Source organism: Citrobacter sp. Igbk 17 (genome assembly GCF_028069775.1).
In the GTDB taxonomy this organism is placed as follows: Bacteria; Pseudomonadota; Gammaproteobacteria; order Enterobacterales; family Enterobacteriaceae; genus Citrobacter.
In genome coordinates this window covers 1-17612 of the sequence record NZ_JANEWI010000004.1, presented here as the reverse complement: position 1 = coordinate 17612, position 17612 = coordinate 1, and the positions used below count along the sequence as shown (strand labels likewise).

Below are 17612 nucleotides of genomic sequence, written 5' to 3'. Positions count from 1 at the left end.
ATGACCTTAAAAGAATTGTTAGTAGGCTTCGGCACCCAGGTACGTAGTATCTGGATGATCGGCCTGCATGCGTTCGCAAAACGCGAAACGCAGATGTACCCGGAAGAGCCGGTCTATCTACCGCCCCGTTTTCGTGGTCGTATCGTACTGACCCGTGATCCAGACGGTGAAGAGCGCTGCGTTGCCTGTAACCTGTGTGCGGTAGCGTGTCCGGTTGGCTGTATCTCTTTGCAAAAAGCAGAGACCAAAGATGGCCGCTGGTATCCGGAGTTTTTCCGCATTAACTTCTCACGCTGCATTTTCTGTGGTCTGTGCGAAGAAGCCTGTCCGACAACGGCTATTCAGCTGACTCCAGATTTCGAGCTGGGTGAATACAAGCGCCAGGACCTGGTTTACGAGAAAGAGGATCTGCTGATCTCCGGTCCGGGCAAATACCCGGAATATAACTTCTACCGGATGGCAGGTATGGCAATCGACGGCAAAGATAAAGGCGAAGCAGAGAACGAAGCTAAGCCTATCGACGTCAAGAGCCTGTTACCGTAAGGAGAGGGGCAATGGAGTTCGCTTTTTATATCTGTGGCCTGATAGCCATTCTCGCAACCTTGCGGGTGATCACCCACACCAATCCGGTACACGCACTGCTGTACCTGATTATTTCGCTGCTGGCGATTTCTGGGGTGTTCTTCTCGTTAGGCGCTTACTTCGCGGGTGCGCTGGAAATTATCGTCTACGCGGGTGCCATCATGGTGCTGTTCGTGTTCGTGGTGATGATGCTCAACCTCGGTGGTTCTGAAATCGAACAGGAACGTCAGTGGCTGAAGCCGCAGGTGTGGATTGGCCCGGCGATTTTGTCGGCCATCATGCTGGTGGTGATTGTGTATGCCATCCTGGGTGTTAACGATCAGGGCATTGACGGTACGCCAATCAGCGCGAAAGCAGTCGGCATTTCCCTGTTTGGACCTTATGTTCTGGCGGTTGAACTGGCTTCGATGCTGTTGTTGGCGGGTCTGGTTGTGGCCTTCCACGTCGGTCGCGAAGAGCGTTCCGGTGAAGTGCTGAGCAATCGCACTGATGACCGCGCGAAAAGAAAAACGGAGGAGCACGCATGATCCCCTTACAACATGGACTGATCCTCGCGGCTGTCTTATTCGTACTGGGTTTAACTGGTCTGGTTATCCGCCGCAATCTGCTGTTTATGCTGATTGGGCTGGAAATCATGATTAATGCCTCCGCGCTGGCCTTCGTGGTCGCCGGGAGCTACTGGGGCCAGACCGATGGTCAGGTGATGTACATTCTTGCCATCAGCCTCGCGGCTGCTGAAGCGAGCATTGGACTTGCACTGTTGCTGCAACTTCATCGCCGTCGCCAGAACCTGAACATCGATTCAGTAAGTGAGATGCGTGGATGAACATGCTTGCTTTAACCATTATTCTGCCATTTATTGGCTTTGTATTACTGGCGTTCTCTCGCGGTCGTTGGTCAGAAAATCTGTCCGCTACCGTGGGCGTTGGCTCTATTGGCCTGGCTGCGCTGGTGACGGCGTTTGTTGGCGTTGACTTCTTTGCCAATGGTCAACAAGCCTACAGCCAGCCGCTGTGGACGTGGATGTCGGTCGGCGACTTCAACATCGGTTTTAACCTGGTGTTGGACGGCCTGTCGCTGACTATGCTCTCGGTGGTAACCGGCGTTGGTTTCCTGATCCACATGTTCGCCTCCTGGTACATGCGCGGGGAAGAGGGCTACTCTCGTTTCTTCGCCTACACCAACCTGTTTATCGCCAGCATGGTGGTTCTGGTACTGGCGGATAACCTGCTGCTGATGTATCTCGGCTGGGAAGGCGTAGGGCTGTGCTCCTATCTGCTGATCGGTTTCTATTATACTGATCCGAAGAATGGCGCAGCGGCAATGAAAGCCTTCGTGGTAACCCGTGTCGGTGACGTATTCCTCGCCTTCGCACTGTTTATCCTCTACAACGAGCTGGGTACGCTGAATTTCCGCGAAATGGTGGAACTGGCGCCTGCGCACTTTGCAGACGGTAACAACATGCTGATGTGGGCAACCCTGATGCTGCTGGGCGGTGCGGTGGGTAAATCTGCGCAGCTGCCGTTGCAGACCTGGCTTGCAGACGCGATGGCGGGCCCGACGCCTGTTTCCGCGCTTATCCACGCCGCGACGATGGTTACCGCCGGTGTCTACCTGATTGCACGTACCCATGGTCTGTTCCTGATGACCCCGGAAATTCTGCATCTGGTAGGGATTATTGGTGCTATCACGCTGGTGCTGGCAGGGTTTGCCGCGCTGGTCCAAACCGACATCAAACGTGTGCTCGCTTACTCCACTATGAGCCAGATTGGCTACATGTTCCTGGCGCTTGGCGTACAGGCATGGGATGCGGCGATTTTCCACCTGATGACGCATGCCTTCTTTAAAGCGTTGCTGTTCCTGGCATCCGGCTCGGTTATCCTGGCTTGCCACCACGAACAGAATATCTTCAAGATGGGCGGCCTGCGTAAGTCTATTCCGCTGGTGTATCTTTGCTTCCTGATTGGTGGCGCGGCGCTGTCGGCTCTGCCGCTGATTACCGCAGGCTTCTTCAGTAAGGATGAGATTCTGGCCGGTGCGATGGCGAACGGTCATATCAATCTGATGGTTGCAGGTCTGGTCGGTGCGTTCATGACCTCTCTGTACACCTTCCGTATGATTTTCATCGTGTTCCACGGTAAAGAACAAATTCACGCTCACGCAGGGAAGGGGATTACCCATCATCTGCCGCTGATTGTGCTGATGATCCTGTCCACCTTCGTTGGTGCGCTGATTGTGCCGCCGCTGCAGGGTGTTCTGCCTACAACGACCGAGCTTGAGCATGGTCGCGTCATGACGCTGGAAATTACCTCCGGTATCGTAGCGATTGCGGGCATCCTGATCGCGGCATGGCTGTGGCTGGGTAAACGTACGCTGGTGACGTCGATTGCCAACAGTGCGCCAGGCCGTCTGCTGGGGACTTGGTGGTATAACGCCTGGGGCTTTGACTGGCTGTACGACAAAGTGTTCGTTAAGCCGTTCCTCGGCATCGCCTGGCTGCTGAAACGCGATCCGCTGAACGCAATGATGAACATCCCGGCTATCCTTTCCCGCTTTGCAGGTAAAGGCCTGCTGTTAAGCGAGAACGGCTATCTGCGCTGGTATGTGGCATCAATGAGCATTGGCGCTGTCGTTGTACTGGCACTGTTGATGGTACTGCGTTGAGTTTGTTGGCTGGATGAACGATTGCCGGATGGCGCTTCGCTTATCCGGCCTACAAACCCAAAAATAATTTTTAGAATTCGTTGAAAATCTGTTCCTGAAGTACAGGCGTCATCGGCGAAGTCAGACCGAATACCGCCAGCGCAGAGCAACCGGAGCGTACTGAAGTACGTGAGGATTGCGAGCACTGCCGGGATTTGGGCTGACGCGTGAGACAGCCTGAGCAGGAGTAAATATAAGGGACATACTTAGCTATGTTATTACCCTGGTTGATATTAATCCCCTTTATCGGTGGCTTCCTGTGCTGGCAGACCGAACGCTTTGGCGTGAAGGTGCCGCGCTGGATAGCGCTGATTACCATGGGGCTGACGCTGGCGCTTGGCCTGCAACTGTGGTTGCAGGGTGGCTATTCACTGACGCAATCCGCTGGCATTCCGCAGTGGCAGTCTGAGTTTATCCTGCCGTGGATCCCGCGTTTCGGCATCTCTATTCACTTAGCAATCGACGGTTTATCGCTGCTGATGGTAGTGCTGACCGGTCTGCTCGGTGTTCTGGCGGTACTGTGCTCCTGGAATGAAATCGAAAAATACCAGGGCTTCTTCCACCTGAACCTGATGTGGATTCTGGGCGGCGTTATCGGCGTGTTCCTTGCCATCGACATGTTCCTGTTCTTCTTCTTCTGGGAAATGATGCTGGTGCCGATGTACTTCCTGATCGCGTTGTGGGGGCATAAAGCCTCTGACGGTAAAACGCGTATCACGGCGGCGACCAAGTTCTTCATTTATACCCAGGCGAGTGGTCTGGTGATGTTGATTGCCATCCTGGCGCTGGTGTTTGTGCACTATAAAGCGACCGGTGTGTGGACCTTCAACTATGAAGAGCTGCTGAATACCCCGATGTCCCACGGTGTGGAATATCTGCTGATGCTGGGCTTCTTCATCGCGTTTGCGGTGAAAATGCCGGTGGTTCCGCTGCATGGCTGGTTGCCAGATGCACACTCCCAGGCACCGACCGCAGGTTCCGTTGACCTGGCGGGGATTTTGCTGAAAACCGCGGCTTACGGCCTGCTGCGCTTTTCTCTGCCACTGTTCCCTAACGCGTCGGCGGAGTTCGCACCTATCGCGATGTGGCTGGGTGTTATCGGTATCTTCTACGGCGCGTGGATGGCCTTTAATCAGTACGATATCAAACGTCTGATTGCCTACACCTCCGTATCGCACATGGGCTTCGTACTGATTGCTATCTACACCGGCAGCCAGCTGGCGTACCAGGGTGCGGTTATCCAGATGATCGCTCACGGTCTGTCCGCAGCCGGTCTGTTCATTCTGTGTGGACAGTTGTACGAACGTCTGCACACGCGTGATATGCGTATGATGGGCGGCCTGTGGGGCAAAATGAAATGGTTGCCTGCACTGTCCATGTTCTTCGCCGTTTGTACGCTGGGTATGCCGGGTACAGGTAACTTTGTTGGCGAATTCATGATTCTGTTCGGCAGCTACCAGGTGGTTCCGGTCATTACGGTGATCTCAACCTTTGGTCTGGTGTTTGCTTCTGTATACTCGCTGGCGATGCTGCATCGCGCTTACTTCGGTAAAGCGAAGAGCCAGATTGCCAGTGTTGAACTGCCAGGGATGTCGCTGCGTGAGCTGTTTATCATCCTGTTGCTGGTCGTGCTTCTGGTACTGCTTGGCTTCTATCCGCAGCCGATTCTGGATACCTCGCATTCTGCGATGAGCAACATCCAGCAGTGGTTTGTTAATTCCGTTACTACTACAAGGCCGTAAATCGCCATGACAATAACTCCACAACACCTGATTGCGCTGCTACCGCTGCTGATCGTCGGCTTGACGGTGGTGGTTGTGATGCTCTCCATTGCGTGGCGACGCAATCACTTCCTCAATGCCACTCTGTCGGTCATTGGGCTTAACGCCGCGCTGGTTTCGCTCTGGTTTGTTGGCCAGGCGGGCGCCATGGACGTCACCCCGCTGATGCGGGTCGACGGTTTCGCCATGCTCTACACCGGGCTGGTACTGCTGGCGAGTCTTGCTACCTGTACCTTTGCTTACCCATGGCTGGAAGGCTACGACGACAACCGGGAAGAGTTCTACCTGCTGGTGCTGATTGCCGCGCTGGGTGGAATTCTGCTCGCCAATGCTAACCATCTGGCGGCGCTGTTCCTCGGTATCGAACTGATCTCTTTGCCGCTGTTTGGCCTGGTCGGTTATGCCTTCCGTCAGAAGCGTTCACTGGAAGCCAGTATCAAGTACACCATCCTGTCTGCCGCAGCGTCTTCCTTCCTGCTGTTTGGTATGGCGCTGGTGTACGCACAGTCCGGCAACCTGTCGTTCGTTGCACTTGGTAAGAGCCTCGGTGACGGCATGCTGCATGAGCCGCTGCTGCTGGCGGGCTTCGGTCTGATGATCGTGGGCCTCGGCTTTAAACTCTCGCTGGTTCCGTTCCACCTGTGGACGCCAGACGTATACCAGGGTGCTCCGGCCCCGGTTTCCACCTTCCTGGCGACGGCGAGCAAAATCGCTATCTTCGGCGTGGTGATGCGTCTGTTCCTGTATGCGCCGGTTGGCGACAGCGAAGCGGTACGTATCGTGCTGGGCGTGATTGCCTTTGCTTCTATCATCTTCGGTAACCTGATGGCGCTGAGCCAGACCAACATTAAACGTCTGCTCGGTTACTCTTCTATCTCTCACCTCGGCTACCTGCTGGTGGCGCTGATTGCTCTGCAGAGCGGCGAGATGTCAATGGAAGCAGTAGGCGTGTATCTGGCTGGTTATCTGTTCAGCAGCCTCGGCGCGTTCGGTGTGGTCAGCCTGATGTCCAGCCCGTACCGTGGTCCGGATGCAGATTCTCTGTTCTCCTACCGTGGTCTGTTCTGGCATCGTCCGATCCTCGCGGCAGTGATGACGGTGATGATGCTGTCTCTGGCGGGTATCCCGATGACGCTGGGTTTTATCGGTAAATTCTACGTACTGGCCGTCGGTGTGCAGGCTAACCTGTGGTGGCTGGTTGCCGCTGTGGTGGTCGGCTCCGCGATTGGTTTGTACTACTACCTGCGCGTTGCTGTGAGCCTGTATCTGAGCGCACCGCAGCAACTGAACCGCGATGCACCGTCTAACTGGCAGTACAGCGCGGGCGGTATCGTGGTGCTGATCTCTGCACTGCTGGTGCTGGTGCTGGGTATCTACCCACAACCGCTGATCAGCATCGTGCAGCTGGCGACGCCGCTGATGTAAGCGATACGCTGAAACGAAAAAACCCGCCTCGGCGGGTTTTTTTATGGGGTCAGGGCTATCAGGCGGAAAGCTGACGGCTCACCAAAGGACCACTAACATCTTTTGCTGCGCGCTCCATCACTTCCTGAATCACAGAAGATAATTCGTTGACCTCGAATTTTGCCACGTAGCCATCGGCCTTAACCCGGCGAACGTGATCTTCGTTGGCGCTACCGGACAGTGAAGAGTGGATGACAACCGGGATCTTCTTCAGACGCTCGTCGGTTTTAATCTTACGGGTCAGTGTGAAACCGTCCATCTCCGGCATTTCCAGATCGGTAAGCACCAGGGCGATTTTCTCGCTGACAGGCTTACCCTCCGCTTGTGCCTCTTCGGAGAGTTGCTGAATTTTGTCCCAGGCATCTTTGCCGGTGACATGCATCAGATGCGGAATTTCCATCGCGTTCAGTCCTTTCTCCAGCATCGCCCTCGCAACTTTGGAGTCTTCCGCAACAATGGCCACCGCACCCGGCGTGATATTGAATTTGCTGGTTTTCAGGTCGGTTGCACGTAAATCGTGGTTGGACGGCACAATGTCATACAGGATCTGTTCGACATCAAGCACCAGTGCCAAATTGTTGGTTTCTTTGTCGTCGTCCAGACAAGCAATACTGGTGATGTATCGACCATTGACGGCTTTCTCTGCAGTGTGCACCTGCTGCCAGTCGAGGCGCATAATGTTCTCTACTGACTCCACCGCAAACGCCTGTACGCTGCGGGCGTACTCTGTGATCAACAGGATATTAAGCCCGGTTTCGGGTTTACATCCGGCGACAGCAGGCAGGTCGATCACCGGAATCACCTGGTCCCGGATATTCACCATGCCTAACAGCGGAGCCTTCATGCCGGCAGGGCGTGTAAATGTCGGCATCGGAACGATTTCACGGAGTTTGAAAACGTTGATGCCAAACAGCTCTGATTTTTGCTCTTCAACCGATTTGCCGAGGCGAAACAGCAGCAGCTCAAAGCGGTTAGACAAGGTTAGATTGGTCCTGTCATCAATATCTTTCTGGAAATTGTTCATCCTGTCCTCAGTGTGAAAGCCAGCCTTTCCACTGTTATCGGCATTGAGGCGGAAAAATAAAGCGTTAAACGGTGAAAATGGCGAAATCGTGAGCCAGTTCCGTTGCCGGGAACAGCGCTCTGCACTCTTCAAGTAACCGCTGGCAGCCCTTTGCATCGTAGCGTGAGCTGACGTGGGTCATGATGAGTCTGCCCACACCAGCGTCCCGTGCCAGTTGTGCGGCCTGCCGGGTGGAGCTATGCCCGCGGCTGTTGGCTTTCTCCTCCATTGACGAATCCAGCGTGGTTTCATGTACCATCACGTCCACCCCTTTTGCCAGTTCGATAGCGCTCGCACAGGGTCCGGTATCACCGAAAATGGCGACGGACTTTCCCTTAATCGCCGGGGCGAGAAAATCGGCCCCGTTAATGGTGCGCCCGTCTTCCAGCACGATAGTTTTTCCCGCTTTGAGATCTTGAAAACAAGGGCCTGGTTTAACGCCTGCCGCTTTGAGCGCGTTGGCATCAAGCGCGCCGGGTTTGTCGTGTTCTTCAACACGAAAACCGTAGCACTCCAGCGGATGTTCCAGTTGAAACGCGGTCACTTTGCGCAGGCCGTCATCCACAATCTCACCGGCGGTGATTTCTACAATATCCAGCGGGTAATCGGTCCAGGAGCCGCTTAGTCGCAAGGCTGTTTCGGTAAATTCTCGTAACCCTTTCGGGCCATAAAGCGTCAATGGCTGGACGTTTCCCGCCATTGAACGGCTGCACAGCAACCCCGGCAAACCAAAAAGGTGATCGCCATGCAGATGACTGATAAAAATACGATCAAGTTTGCCCGGGTTGAACGGGGTGCTAAGCATTTGATGCTGCGTCCCTTCGCCGCAATCAAAAAGCCACAAACCTGCCTGAGTAGGGTGTTGCAGATTCAGTAATATTGCCGTTACATTGCGAGAACGTGTGGGAACTCCCGCAGACGTACCTAAAAATAGTAATTCCATCTTTACGTTACACTTTTCGCCATTAATGAGGCAGGGTGTTCAGGTTATCACAACAAAGGGGCAGACAATGATCCACTGGCAAGATCTCCATCATGCAAAGCTGAGTGTTCAGGAGCTGTATGCCATTCTTCAGCTTCGCTGCGCGGTATTTGTTGTTGAGCAGCAATGTCCGTATCAGGACGTGGATGGCGACGACTTAGTCGGCGAGAACCGTCACATTCTGGGATGGCATAATGATGAACTGGTGGCGTATGCGAGGATTCTGAAAAGTGACGATGATCTGGAGCCGGTAGTGATTGGCCGGGTGATTGTCAGCGAAGCGCTACGCGGCGAAAAATTGGGACAGCAGTTAATGACGCAAACGCTGGCCTCCTGTACGCAGCATTGGCCGCATAAGGCGTTATACCTGGGGGCCCAGGCGCATCTGCAATCGTTTTATGCAAAATTTGGTTTTGTTCCAGTCACGGAGATCTATGACGAAGATGGTATTCCACACATCGGCATGGCGCGTGAGGGTCATCAAGCGTAAACAGCCCCTGTCGTCTATAGTTAGCGGGTACGTCAATAGAAAGGGAGAATATAATGTCTTTTCATTCTTACGAATCACGTATTGATGACGATTTGGAATTGTTGAGCGAAACGTTGGCAGAAGTGCTACGTTCTTCCGGCGATCCTTCCGACCAGAAATACCTTGAGTTGAAAGCGCGGGCTGAGCAGGCGTTAGAAGAGGTGAGAAACCGCGTTAGTCACGCCTCTGACAGTTACTATTATCGAGCAAAGCAGGCAGTTTGCCGGGCAGATGACTATGTACACGAAAAACCCTGGCGTGGGATCGGCGTGGGGGCGACAGTTGGTTTAGTGATGGGATTATTGCTGGCACGGCGATAAATATAGCGCTGTCATCGCACTCCCTATACGGGGGTACTGCTTTTTCTGCTCAGTACCCCGTATAATGAGAGGTTTTTAACAGGGAGAGGTCCGCGTGCATTCAATCACTACTGCGCTGGAAAATCTGATGCGCATTTTGTCGCAAGAGATACCGGCAGCACCTGGCATTCGTATTTACGACATACCTTTCCCACTGAACGATGCTTTTGACGCTTTAGGATGGCTGGCCAGCCAGCCCGTCTGGCCTCAGTTTTACTGGCAGCAACGTAACGGCGATGAAGAAGCGGCTGTGCTGGGCGCCGTTGCGACATTCACCTCACTGGAATCCGCCCAACGGTTTTTACGCCAACATGATAATCACCCCGAACTGCGTGTCTGGGGCCTGAATGCGTTTGAGCCGCAGCGCGGTAATTTATTGCTGCCTCGCCTGGAATGGCGACGCTGTGCCGGGGTTGCGACCTTACGACTACATCTGTATAGCGACGTGTCGTTGCGTGAAGATGCCGCGCAGGCCGCTGCATTTATTTCAACACTTGCGCAGGTAAAACCGCTTCCCGCATTGCGTTTGTTTTTGACGGGAGAACAGCACTGGCCGGATAAAGACGGTTGGGTTCACCTTATTGAGCTTGCCACGCAGACCATTGCTGAGGAAGAACTCGACAAAGTGGTGCTGGCGCGTGCGACCGATTTACAGTTTTCTCAGCCAGTTAATGCCGCGGCGGTTATGGCCTCCAGTCGTCGTTTAAATCTCAACTGTTACCACTTCTATATGGCGTTTTCCGCCGAATCTGCTTTTCTTGGTTCTTCCCCTGAACGTCTGTATAGACGGCGAGACACGGCACTGCGCACTGAGGCGCTGGCCGGAACAGTCGCCAATCACCCTGACGATCATCGCGCCTGGCAACTTGGTGAATGGCTGATGAAGGACGATAAAAATCAGCGTGAGAACATGTTGGTGGTGGAAGATATTTGCCAACGGCTGCAAAACTGTACGCAAACCCTCGATGTCCTGCCGCCGCAGGTACTCAGACTGCGCAAAGTACAGCATCTGCGCCGCTGTATCTGGACTGCGCTCAATCAGGCGGACGATACGCTTTGCCTGGTACAACTACAGCCTACTGCAGCCGTAGCGGGTATTCCGCGCGAGCTGGCGCGTGAATTTATCCAACATAATGAACCCTTTGAACGCGAGTGGTATGCCGGTTCCGCGGGTTATCTTTCATTGCGTCAGAGCGAGTTTTGCGTGTCATTACGTTCAGCGAAAATTAGCGCAAACGTCGTACGCCTGTATGCCGGGGCGGGGATCGTGCGCGGTTCAGATCCTGAGCAAGAATGGCAAGAAATAGATAATAAAGCGGCAGGGTTACGTACTTTATTACAGATGGAAGGATAATGATTTCGTGTATATTCCCGACTCATATCAAAAATCCATTTATTCGATTCTTTATACTGTGTCGCAATATTGATACCGGACAATCTCATGTCAGTAAGCGCATTTAACCGACGCTGGGCGGCGGTCATTCTGGAAGCACTCACTCGCCACGGCGTCAGGCATGTTTGCATTGCCCCTGGCTCTCGTTCGACGCCGTTGACTTTAGCGGCAGCGGAAAATCCCGCTTTCATTCATCATACCCATTTTGACGAGCGCGGACTGGGACATCTCGCCTTAGGCCTGGCGAAAGTCAGCAGGCAACCTGTTGCCGTTATTGTCACCTCTGGTACGGCGGTAGCGAATTTGTATCCGGCGCTGATTGAAGCAGGGCTGACCGGTGAAAAACTGATTTTACTCACTGCTGACAGACCGCCTGAGCTTATTGACTGTGGCGCTAACCAGGCGATTCGTCAGGCCGGCATGTTTGCGTCACATCCGTCGCAAACGCTCTCTTTACCGCGTCCGACGCAGGACATTCCGGCAAGCTGGCTGGTGTCTACCCTCGATAACGCCCTGGCCTCACTGCACAGCGGTGCGGTACATATTAACTGCCCGTTTGCGGAGCCGCTGTATGGCGAGATGGACGACACGGGCATTGAGTGGCAGCAGCGCCTGGGCGACTGGTGGCAGGATGACAAACCCTGGTTGCGTGAAGCGCGTCGGCTGGAAAGCGACAAACAGCGCGACTGGTTCTTCTGGCGGCAAAAACGTGGGGTGGTACTTGCCGGGCGCATGAGCGCCGAAGAGGGCAAGAAAGTTGCGCTCTGGGCGCAGACGTTAGGCTGGCCACTCATTGGTGATGTGCTGTCGCAAACCGGACAGCCGTTGCCCTGCGCCGATCTGTGGCTGGGGAACGCGAAAGCGGTCGCTGAATTAGAGCAGGCGCAGATTGTGGTGCAGCTCGGCAGTAGTCTGACCGGTAAACGACTGCTGCAATGGCAGGCCAATTGCGACCCACAGGAATTCTGGATTGTCGACAATATCGAAGGACGTCTGGATCCGGCTCATCATCGTGGACGCCGGCTGGTGGCAAAAGTGGGCGACTGGCTGGAGCTGCATCCGGCAGAGAAACGCCAGCCCTGGTGTGTGGAGATCCCGCGGCTGGCGCAACAAGCATGGCAGGCGGTAGAAGCCCGCCGTGACACGTTTGGTGAAGCGCAATTAGCCCACCGTATCCGTGAGTACTTACCGGAGCAGGGGCAGCTGTTTGTGGGGAACAGCCTGGTTGTACGGTTGATTGATGCACTGTCTCAGCTTCCGGCAGGTTTCCCGGTTTACAGCAATCGCGGTGCGAGCGGCATTGACGGTCTGCTATCAACGGCGGCAGGCGTACAGCGTGCCAGTGCGAAATCAACGCTGGCTATTGTTGGCGATTTATCCGCGCTGTATGACCTGAATGCGCTGGCGCTTTTGCGCCAGGTTTCCGCACCGTTTGTCCTGATTGTGGTGAATAATAACGGCGGACAGATTTTCTCCCTGCTGCCGACGCCAGCAAGCGAGCGCGAACGGTTCTATCTGATGCCGCAGAACGTCCATTTTGAGCATGCCGCGGCTATGTTTGACCTCAAATATCACCGCCCGGAGAACTGGGCGCAACTGGAGAGCGCGCTGACGAACGCCTGGCGTACTCCGGCGGCAACGGTGATTGAGCTGGTAGTGAATGAAACTGACGGGGCGCAAACCCTGCAGCAACTGCTGGCGCAGGTCAGTCATCTATGATCCTGCACGCGCAGGCGAACACGGGTCAGGTGGATTTCCCCTGGCTGGTTTTCCTGCACGGATTTTCCGGCGATCGCCGGGAATGGCAGGCGGTCGGTGAAGCATTCCCCGACTATTCGCGGTTGTATATCGACCTGCCTGGCCACGGCGGTTCTGCTGATATCAGCGTGAACGGATTTGATGACGTCAGCGATTTGCTGCGTAACACGCTGCTTAGTTACAACATACTTAACTACTGGCTGGTGGGATATTCCCTTGGCGGCAGAGCCGCAATGATGGCGGCCTGTCAGGGGATGCCGGGACTCTGCGGTCTGGTTGTTGAAGGTGGGCACCCTGGCTTACAACATGAAGATGAGCGCGTTCAGCGTCGTCTTTCAGATGGTCGTTGGGCCGCACGTTTTCGCCGTGAGCCGTTGCACGATGTGTTTAATGACTGGTACCAGCAACCGGTTTTCGCTTCGCTGGATACGACCGAAAGAGAGGCGCTGGTCGCTTTACGCTGCCAGAATAAGGGTGAAACGTTGGCGGCAATGCTGGAAGCCACCTCGCTGGCCGTACAACCTGATTTACGTGTGCAACTAAAAACGCGCACATTTCCGTTTTATTATTTATGTGGTGAACGTGACGATAAATTCCGCGCTCTGGCGGCGGAAATATCCGTACCGAACCATGTGATTCGTAACGCCGGACACAACGCGCATCGGGACAATCCCGCTGGCGTGGTGGACTGTCTGGCTCAGATTCTGCGTCGCTGACTATAGGACATTTTATGATCTATCCTGATGAAACAATGCTTTACGCACCGGTAGAATGGCTCGACTGCTCTGAAGGCTACACCGACATTCGCTATGAGAAATCCACCGACGGTATCGCAAAAATCACCATTAATCGTCCGCAGGTACGCAATGCTTTCCGTCCTGTCACCGTCAAAGAGATGATTCAGGCGCTGGCGGATGCTCGCTATGATGACAATATTGGCGTGATTATTCTGACCGGTGCGGGCGATAAAGCGTTCTGCGCGGGTGGCGATCAGAAAGTACGTGGCGATTACGGCGGATACCAGGATGACTCCGGCGTGCATCATCTGAACGTGCTGGACTTCCAGCGCCAAATTCGTACCTGTCCGAAACCGGTTGTCGCGATGGTGGCAGGGTATTCCATCGGTGGTGGCCATGTGCTGCACATGATGTGCGATCTGACTATTGCGGCTGAAAACGCCATCTTTGGTCAGACTGGCCCGAAAGTCGGTTCCTTCGACGGAGGATGGGGTGCGTCCTACATGGCGCGTATCGTCGGTCAGAAAAAAGCACGTGAAATCTGGTTCCTGTGCCGTCAATACGATGCAAAACAGGCGCTGGATATGGGCCTGGTCAATACCGTGGTTCCACTGGTCGATCTGGAAAAAGAGACGGTGCGCTGGTGTCGTGAAATGCTGCAAAACAGCCCGATGGCGCTGCGTTGTCTGAAAGCTGCACTGAATGCCGACTGCGATGGTCAGGCGGGTCTGCAGGAACTGGCCGGTAACGCGACCATGCTGTTCTACATGACTGAAGAAGGTCAGGAAGGCCGTAACGCCTTTAACCAGAAACGCCAGCCTGACTTCAGCAAATTCAAACGGAATCCGTAATGCGTAGCGCGCAGGTATACCGTTGGCAGATCCCCATGGACGCGGGGGTGATTTTGCGTGACAGGCGGTTAAAAACGCGTGACGGGCTGTACGTTTGTCTTCGTGACGGCGAGCGCGAAGGGTGGGGAGAGATCTCTCCACTACCGGGCTTCAGCCAGGAAACCTGGGAAGAGGCGCAAACTGCGCTGCTGGCCTGGGTCAACGGTTGGCTGCAGGGGGATTCATCCTTGCCACAGCTGCCTGCCGTTGCATTTGGTGTTAGCTGTGCGCTGGCCGAGCTTGCGGGTACGTTGCCTGAGGCGGCGGACTATCGTGCTGCGCCGTTGTGTACCGGTGATCCTGACGATCTGGTGCTGCAATTGGCAGACATGCCTGGCGAGAAAGTTGCGAAGGTAAAAGTCGGTCTGTATGAAGCTGTTCGCGACGGTATGGTCGTCAACCTGTTGCTGGAGGCGATCCCGGAACTGCACCTGCGGCTTGATGCCAATCGTGCCTGGACGCCGCTGAAAGCCCAGCAGTTTGCGAAATATGTCAATCCTGAGTATCGCGGGCGCATTGCCTTCCTCGAAGAGCCGTGTAAAACCCGTGATGATTCCCGCGCGTTCTCACGTGAAACAGGGATTGCCATTGCCTGGGATGAAAGTCTGCGTGAAGCCGATTTCACCTTTATGGCCGAAGAGGGCGTGAAGGCGGTCGTCATCAAGCCTACGCTGACGGGTAGCCTCGACAAGGTTCGTGAGCAGGTTGCAGCCGCACACGCGCTCGGTCTCACCGCCGTGATCAGCTCCTCTATCGAATCGAGCCTGGGCTTAACCCAGCTGGCGCGCATTGCTGCCTGGTTGACGCCACAGACTATCCCTGGTCTGGATACGCTCAGCCTGATGCAGTGCCAGCAGGTGCGCACCTGGCCGGGCAGTACGTTGCCGTGCATTGAGATAGATGCGCTGGAACGATTGCTATGACCCAGTGGGAAATGCCCGATGGCGCAAGCGCATCGGGCCTGGAGCGATTGTCCGATACGCCTGATTTTACTGACTGGCCGTGGCGTCACTGGCGACAGGCTCGTGCGGACGCGACAGCCTTACGCCTCAACGATGAGGTGTTAAGCTGGGGCGAACTCTGTGCACGAGTCGATCGTCTGGCAAGCGGCTTTGCGGCTCAAGGGGTGGAAGAGGGCGATGGCATATTGCTCCGCGCCTGGAATCATCCCCGTCCGCTGCTGGCCTGGCTGGCATTGTTGCAGTGCGGGGCACGAATTTTACCTGTGAACCCGCAGTTGCCACAGTCGTTGCTGGATGTGTTAATTCCGGATCTGACGCTGCGTTTTGCGCTGGATCTGGAAGGCGAAAGTCCGCTTCCGGGCCTGACACCGCTGCGGATGTTGGAACAGTCTGGCGAGCATGCTGCCGTCTGGTTGCCTCAGCGCTTGAGCACAATGACGTTAACCTCCGGCTCAACCGGACTGCCTAAAGCGGCGGTACATACTTGTCAGGCGCATTTGGCGAGTGCGCAGGGGGTGCTGTCACTGATGCCATTTGGCGAAGACGATGACTGGTTGCTCTCGCTACCGTTATTTCACGTTTCCGGTCAGGGGATTATGTGGCGCTGGTTGTTTGCGGGCGCACGTATGACCGTGCGCGATAAGCAACCGTTAGAGCAGATGCTGGCGGGTTGTACCCATGCTTCGCTGGTTCCCACGCAGCTTTGGCGACTGTTGGTCAATAACACACCGGTATCGCTAAAGGCCGTGTTGCTGGGCGGTGCCGCGATTCCTGTTGAATTGACTGAACAAGCGCGTGAGCTGGGTATTCGCTGCTGGTGCGGTTACGGGTTGACGGAATTTGCCTCCACGGTGTGTGCGAAAGAGGCCGATGGTAAGGCAGATGTCGGCTCTGCACTACCGGGCAGAGAAGTCAGGATTGTTGATGATGAAGTCTGGCTTCGTGCCGCCAGCATGGCGCAAGGTTACTGGCGTAACGGGCAGCTTTATCCGCTGGTTAATGCGCAAGGCTGGTTTGCCACCCGCGATCGTGGCATCGTGCATGATGGCAAGTTAACCATTGTCGGGCGGATGGACAACCTGTTTTTCAGTGGCGGAGAAGGGATCCAACCGGAAGAGGTGGAGCGCGTAATTGTATCGCATCCCCATGTTCTGCAGGCTTTTATTGTGCCAATCGAAGATGAAGAGTTTGGTCATCGCCCTGTTGCGGTTGTGGAGTACGATGCCGAAGCCGGAAGTATTGATCTGGCGGAATGGGTGAAAGATAAGCTGGCACGTTTCCAGCAACCCGTTCGTTGGCTAACCTTACCCGCAGAATTGAAAAGCGGTGGTATCAAGATTTCTCGCCGGGCGCTGCTGGAATGGGTTCGTACCCACGGTAAAGCTTAAGAAAACATTAAATTTATCTCGCATAATTGCCATTCCCTGGCCATTGTCCTTTGGTTTATCTGCTAAAGTGTAACCTATTGTGAAAATCAATAGCAAAAGGTGCGCTATGGAATGGCATGTGAAGAAGTCTTGCTGTAACCAAAAAGCAGGGAGGCTCTATATTGTACTTTGTGATACCGGTGGTTCGTTGAAAATGCTGGCTGAAGCGCAAGCCTGCGAGCGTGTAAAAGTCGGCGATCTGCTGTCACCGCTAAAAGATGCCCAGTATTGTATTAACCGTGACACATCGCGAGTGATAAAAATCATTGATGCCAGACAGTATCTCTGCGAAGAATGGGAGCGTCTGCGACAACTGTCTGACGATAAATGATCTCAGGGCGTCTGTTGGCGGGCAGGTAAGAATATGGTCATTAATCCCGCCATAATACACAGCACACCCACCAGGGCTTTTACTGAGAAGGTTCCTTGCCAGCCTGGTAAAATCATTGATGCTATCCACACCAGCACATAGCTGAGGCTGAGCAAGGCATAGGCTTTGCTCAGCGCGAGCTGATGCAGGGCTTTATGCCAGCACATCACTGACAGTAAATAACCTACCAGCCCGCCATATAAGGCGAATGCGCTGTTGCTGGTTGAAAAAACGGCGGAGATAAACGCCAGCGGTTGCAGCATGGGTGGCAGATTATCCATCGCGTACCCCAGACTTAGCTGAGCAACCGACGTAATAATCACGCTACACAGCCCCCAAAAGATGCCCATTACACCGCGCTCCCAAGAATAAAGATGCCGGTGATGAGTAGCCCAACCCCCAACCAGTGACGCGTTGTGACAGGTTCGCGCCAGATTTTCCATGCCGCCAGCGTGACCCATACAAAGTTCAGGCTTAGCATTGGGTAGGCGATACCGACGGGAATATTCTGCAATACTGCCAGCCAGAGCAGCATGGCCAGTCCCAGACAGGCCAGCGCCAGACCAATCCACTGCGCGATATAGCGTGTTCGCGCGTGGGCGGGTACCGGGC

The 17612-nt window shown here is 54.7% G+C and carries 19 protein-coding genes; 15 read left to right on the top strand and 4 right to left on the bottom strand.

Going from position 1 to position 17612, the window contains the following annotated elements; translation table 11 throughout:
* The 6 genes from nuoI (at window position 1) to nuoN (ending at window position 6491) form a co-directional block, all read left to right on the top strand.
* A complete protein-coding gene (nuoI, locus tag NNO08_RS03475; protein WP_005129470.1) occupies window positions 1-543 on the top strand; it encodes an NADH-quinone oxidoreductase subunit NuoI in 543 nt (180 codons plus the stop codon).
* Between the two features lie 11 nt (window positions 544-554).
* The gene (nuoJ, locus tag NNO08_RS03470; protein WP_003028059.1) at window positions 555-1109 is read left to right on the top strand and encodes an NADH-quinone oxidoreductase subunit J; all 555 of its coding nucleotides are present in this window, start codon (window positions 555-557) and stop codon (window positions 1107-1109) included.
* The gene (gene nuoK / locus NNO08_RS03465; protein WP_006683663.1) at window positions 1106-1408 is read left to right on the top strand and encodes an NADH-quinone oxidoreductase subunit NuoK; all 303 of its coding nucleotides are present in this window, start codon (window positions 1106-1108) and stop codon (window positions 1406-1408) included. The genes nuoJ and nuoK overlap by 4 nt, the downstream gene beginning before the upstream one ends.
* Window positions 1405-3246 carry an NADH-quinone oxidoreductase subunit L gene (gene nuoL, locus NNO08_RS03460; protein WP_271456201.1) on the top strand — a complete coding sequence of 614 codons (1842 nt, stop codon included), beginning with the start codon at window positions 1405-1407 and terminating at the stop codon, window positions 3244-3246. The genes nuoK and nuoL overlap by 4 nt, the downstream gene beginning before the upstream one ends.
* Window positions 3247-3497: 251 nt before the next feature.
* A complete protein-coding gene (gene nuoM / locus NNO08_RS03455; RefSeq protein WP_005129465.1) occupies window positions 3498-5027 on the top strand; it encodes an NADH-quinone oxidoreductase subunit M in 1530 nt (509 codons plus the stop codon).
* Window positions 5028-5033: 6 nt separating this feature from the next.
* Window positions 5034-6491 (top strand): NADH-quinone oxidoreductase subunit NuoN, encoded by a 1458-nt coding sequence (gene nuoN / locus NNO08_RS03450; protein WP_003027689.1) that lies wholly within the window; start codon window positions 5034-5036, stop codon window positions 6489-6491.
* 58 nt (window positions 6492-6549) lie between these two features.
* On the opposite strand, the gene NNO08_RS03445 is transcribed toward nuoN, so the two are convergent.
* Both NNO08_RS03445 and rbn read right to left on the bottom strand, forming a co-directional pair.
* The gene (locus tag NNO08_RS03445; protein ID WP_271440141.1) at window positions 6550-7554 is read right to left on the bottom strand and encodes a chemotaxis protein; all 1005 of its coding nucleotides are present in this window, start codon (window positions 7552-7554) and stop codon (window positions 6550-6552) included.
* Between the two features lie 64 nt (window positions 7555-7618).
* Window positions 7619-8536, bottom strand: coding sequence for a ribonuclease BN (gene rbn, locus NNO08_RS03440; protein WP_271456200.1), 918 nt, complete (start codon window positions 8534-8536; stop codon window positions 7619-7621).
* Window positions 8537-8603: 67 nt separating this feature from the next.
* On the opposite strand from rbn, the gene NNO08_RS03435 reads away from it, so the two are divergent.
* The 9 genes from NNO08_RS03435 to pmrD all read left to right on the top strand — a co-directional run bounded on the left by NNO08_RS03435 (window position 8604) and on the right by pmrD (window position 16961).
* Window positions 8604-9065: a GNAT family N-acetyltransferase gene (locus tag NNO08_RS03435; RefSeq protein WP_271455129.1), complete on the top strand. Its 462-nt coding sequence runs from the start codon at window positions 8604-8606 to the stop codon at window positions 9063-9065.
* 53 nt (window positions 9066-9118) lie between these two features.
* Window positions 9119-9424, top strand: a complete 306-nt coding sequence (elaB, locus tag NNO08_RS03430; protein ID WP_271456199.1) for a stress response protein ElaB — start codon at window positions 9119-9121, stop codon at window positions 9422-9424.
* Window positions 9425-9518: 94 nt separating this feature from the next.
* Window positions 9519-10817, top strand: coding sequence for an isochorismate synthase MenF (gene menF / locus NNO08_RS03425; protein WP_271455128.1), 1299 nt, complete (start codon window positions 9519-9521; stop codon window positions 10815-10817).
* An 87-nt stretch (window positions 10818-10904) separates the two neighbouring features.
* Window positions 10905-12575, top strand: coding sequence for a 2-succinyl-5-enolpyruvyl-6-hydroxy-3-cyclohexene-1-carboxylic-acid synthase (menD, locus tag NNO08_RS03420; RefSeq protein ID WP_271456198.1), 1671 nt, complete (start codon window positions 10905-10907; stop codon window positions 12573-12575).
* On the top strand, window positions 12572-13330 hold the full coding sequence (gene menH, locus NNO08_RS03415) for a 2-succinyl-6-hydroxy-2,4-cyclohexadiene-1-carboxylate synthase (RefSeq protein ID WP_271456197.1): 759 nt from the start codon (window positions 12572-12574) through the stop codon (window positions 13328-13330). The genes menD and menH overlap by 4 nt, the downstream gene beginning before the upstream one ends.
* 14 nt (window positions 13331-13344) lie before the next feature.
* Window positions 13345-14202 (top strand): 1,4-dihydroxy-2-naphthoyl-CoA synthase, encoded by an 858-nt coding sequence (menB, locus tag NNO08_RS03410; protein WP_137384147.1) that lies wholly within the window; start codon window positions 13345-13347, stop codon window positions 14200-14202.
* On the top strand, window positions 14202-15164 hold the full coding sequence (gene menC / locus NNO08_RS03405; protein ID WP_271440135.1) for an o-succinylbenzoate synthase: 963 nt from the start codon (window positions 14202-14204) through the stop codon (window positions 15162-15164). The genes menB and menC overlap by 1 nt, the downstream gene beginning before the upstream one ends.
* Window positions 15161-16591 (top strand): o-succinylbenzoate--CoA ligase, encoded by a 1431-nt coding sequence (gene menE / locus NNO08_RS03400; protein ID WP_271456196.1) that lies wholly within the window; start codon window positions 15161-15163, stop codon window positions 16589-16591. The genes menC and menE overlap by 4 nt, the downstream gene beginning before the upstream one ends.
* 106 nt (window positions 16592-16697) lie before the next feature.
* Entirely contained in the window at window positions 16698-16961 is a 264-nt protein-coding gene (gene pmrD, locus NNO08_RS03395) for a signal transduction protein PmrD (protein WP_271456195.1), read from the top strand.
* A gap of 2 nt (window positions 16962-16963) precedes the next feature.
* Here the strand turns inward: pmrD and arnF are convergent, their stop codons facing one another.
* Both arnF and arnE read right to left on the bottom strand, forming a co-directional pair.
* Window positions 16964-17350, bottom strand: a complete 387-nt coding sequence (gene arnF / locus NNO08_RS03390) for a 4-amino-4-deoxy-L-arabinose-phosphoundecaprenol flippase subunit ArnF (protein ID WP_271456194.1) — start codon at window positions 17348-17350, stop codon at window positions 16964-16966.
* Window positions 17350-17580, bottom strand: a complete 231-nt coding sequence (gene arnE / locus NNO08_RS03385) for a 4-amino-4-deoxy-L-arabinose-phosphoundecaprenol flippase subunit ArnE (protein WP_142879317.1) — start codon at window positions 17578-17580, stop codon at window positions 17350-17352. Before arnE ends, arnF begins: the two co-directional genes overlap by 1 nt.
* Window positions 17581-17612 lie beyond the last annotated feature (32 nt).

Coding starts and splice junctions, on each gene's coding strand:
- menC (WP_271440135.1), top strand. CDS start 14,202: ATGCGTAGCGCGCAGGTATACCGTTGGCAGATCCCCATGGACGCGGGG.
- elaB (WP_271456199.1), top strand. CDS start 9,119: ATGTCTTTTCATTCTTACGAATCACGTATTGATGACGATTTGGAATTG.
- NNO08_RS03435 (WP_271455129.1), top strand. CDS start 8,604: ATGATCCACTGGCAAGATCTCCATCATGCAAAGCTGAGTGTTCAGGAG.
- pmrD (WP_271456195.1), top strand. CDS start 16,698: ATGGAATGGCATGTGAAGAAGTCTTGCTGTAACCAAAAAGCAGGGAGG.
- arnF (WP_271456194.1), bottom strand. CDS start 17,350: ATGGGCATCTTTTGGGGGCTGTGTAGCGTGATTATTACGTCGGTTGCT.
- menB (WP_137384147.1), top strand. CDS start 13,345: ATGATCTATCCTGATGAAACAATGCTTTACGCACCGGTAGAATGGCTC.
- NNO08_RS03445 (WP_271440141.1), bottom strand. CDS start 7,554: ATGAACAATTTCCAGAAAGATATTGATGACAGGACCAATCTAACCTTG.
- nuoN (WP_003027689.1), top strand. CDS start 5,034: ATGACAATAACTCCACAACACCTGATTGCGCTGCTACCGCTGCTGATC.
- menE (WP_271456196.1), top strand. CDS start 15,161: ATGACCCAGTGGGAAATGCCCGATGGCGCAAGCGCATCGGGCCTGGAG.
- nuoI (WP_005129470.1), top strand. CDS start 1: ATGACCTTAAAAGAATTGTTAGTAGGCTTCGGCACCCAGGTACGTAGT.
- nuoM (WP_005129465.1), top strand. CDS start 3,498: ATGTTATTACCCTGGTTGATATTAATCCCCTTTATCGGTGGCTTCCTG.
- nuoL (WP_271456201.1), top strand. CDS start 1,405: ATGAACATGCTTGCTTTAACCATTATTCTGCCATTTATTGGCTTTGTA.
- nuoK (WP_006683663.1), top strand. CDS start 1,106: ATGATCCCCTTACAACATGGACTGATCCTCGCGGCTGTCTTATTCGTA.
- nuoJ (WP_003028059.1), top strand. CDS start 555: ATGGAGTTCGCTTTTTATATCTGTGGCCTGATAGCCATTCTCGCAACC.
- menD (WP_271456198.1), top strand. CDS start 10,905: ATGTCAGTAAGCGCATTTAACCGACGCTGGGCGGCGGTCATTCTGGAA.
- menH (WP_271456197.1), top strand. CDS start 12,572: ATGATCCTGCACGCGCAGGCGAACACGGGTCAGGTGGATTTCCCCTGG.
- rbn (WP_271456200.1), bottom strand. CDS start 8,536: ATGGAATTACTATTTTTAGGTACGTCTGCGGGAGTTCCCACACGTTCT.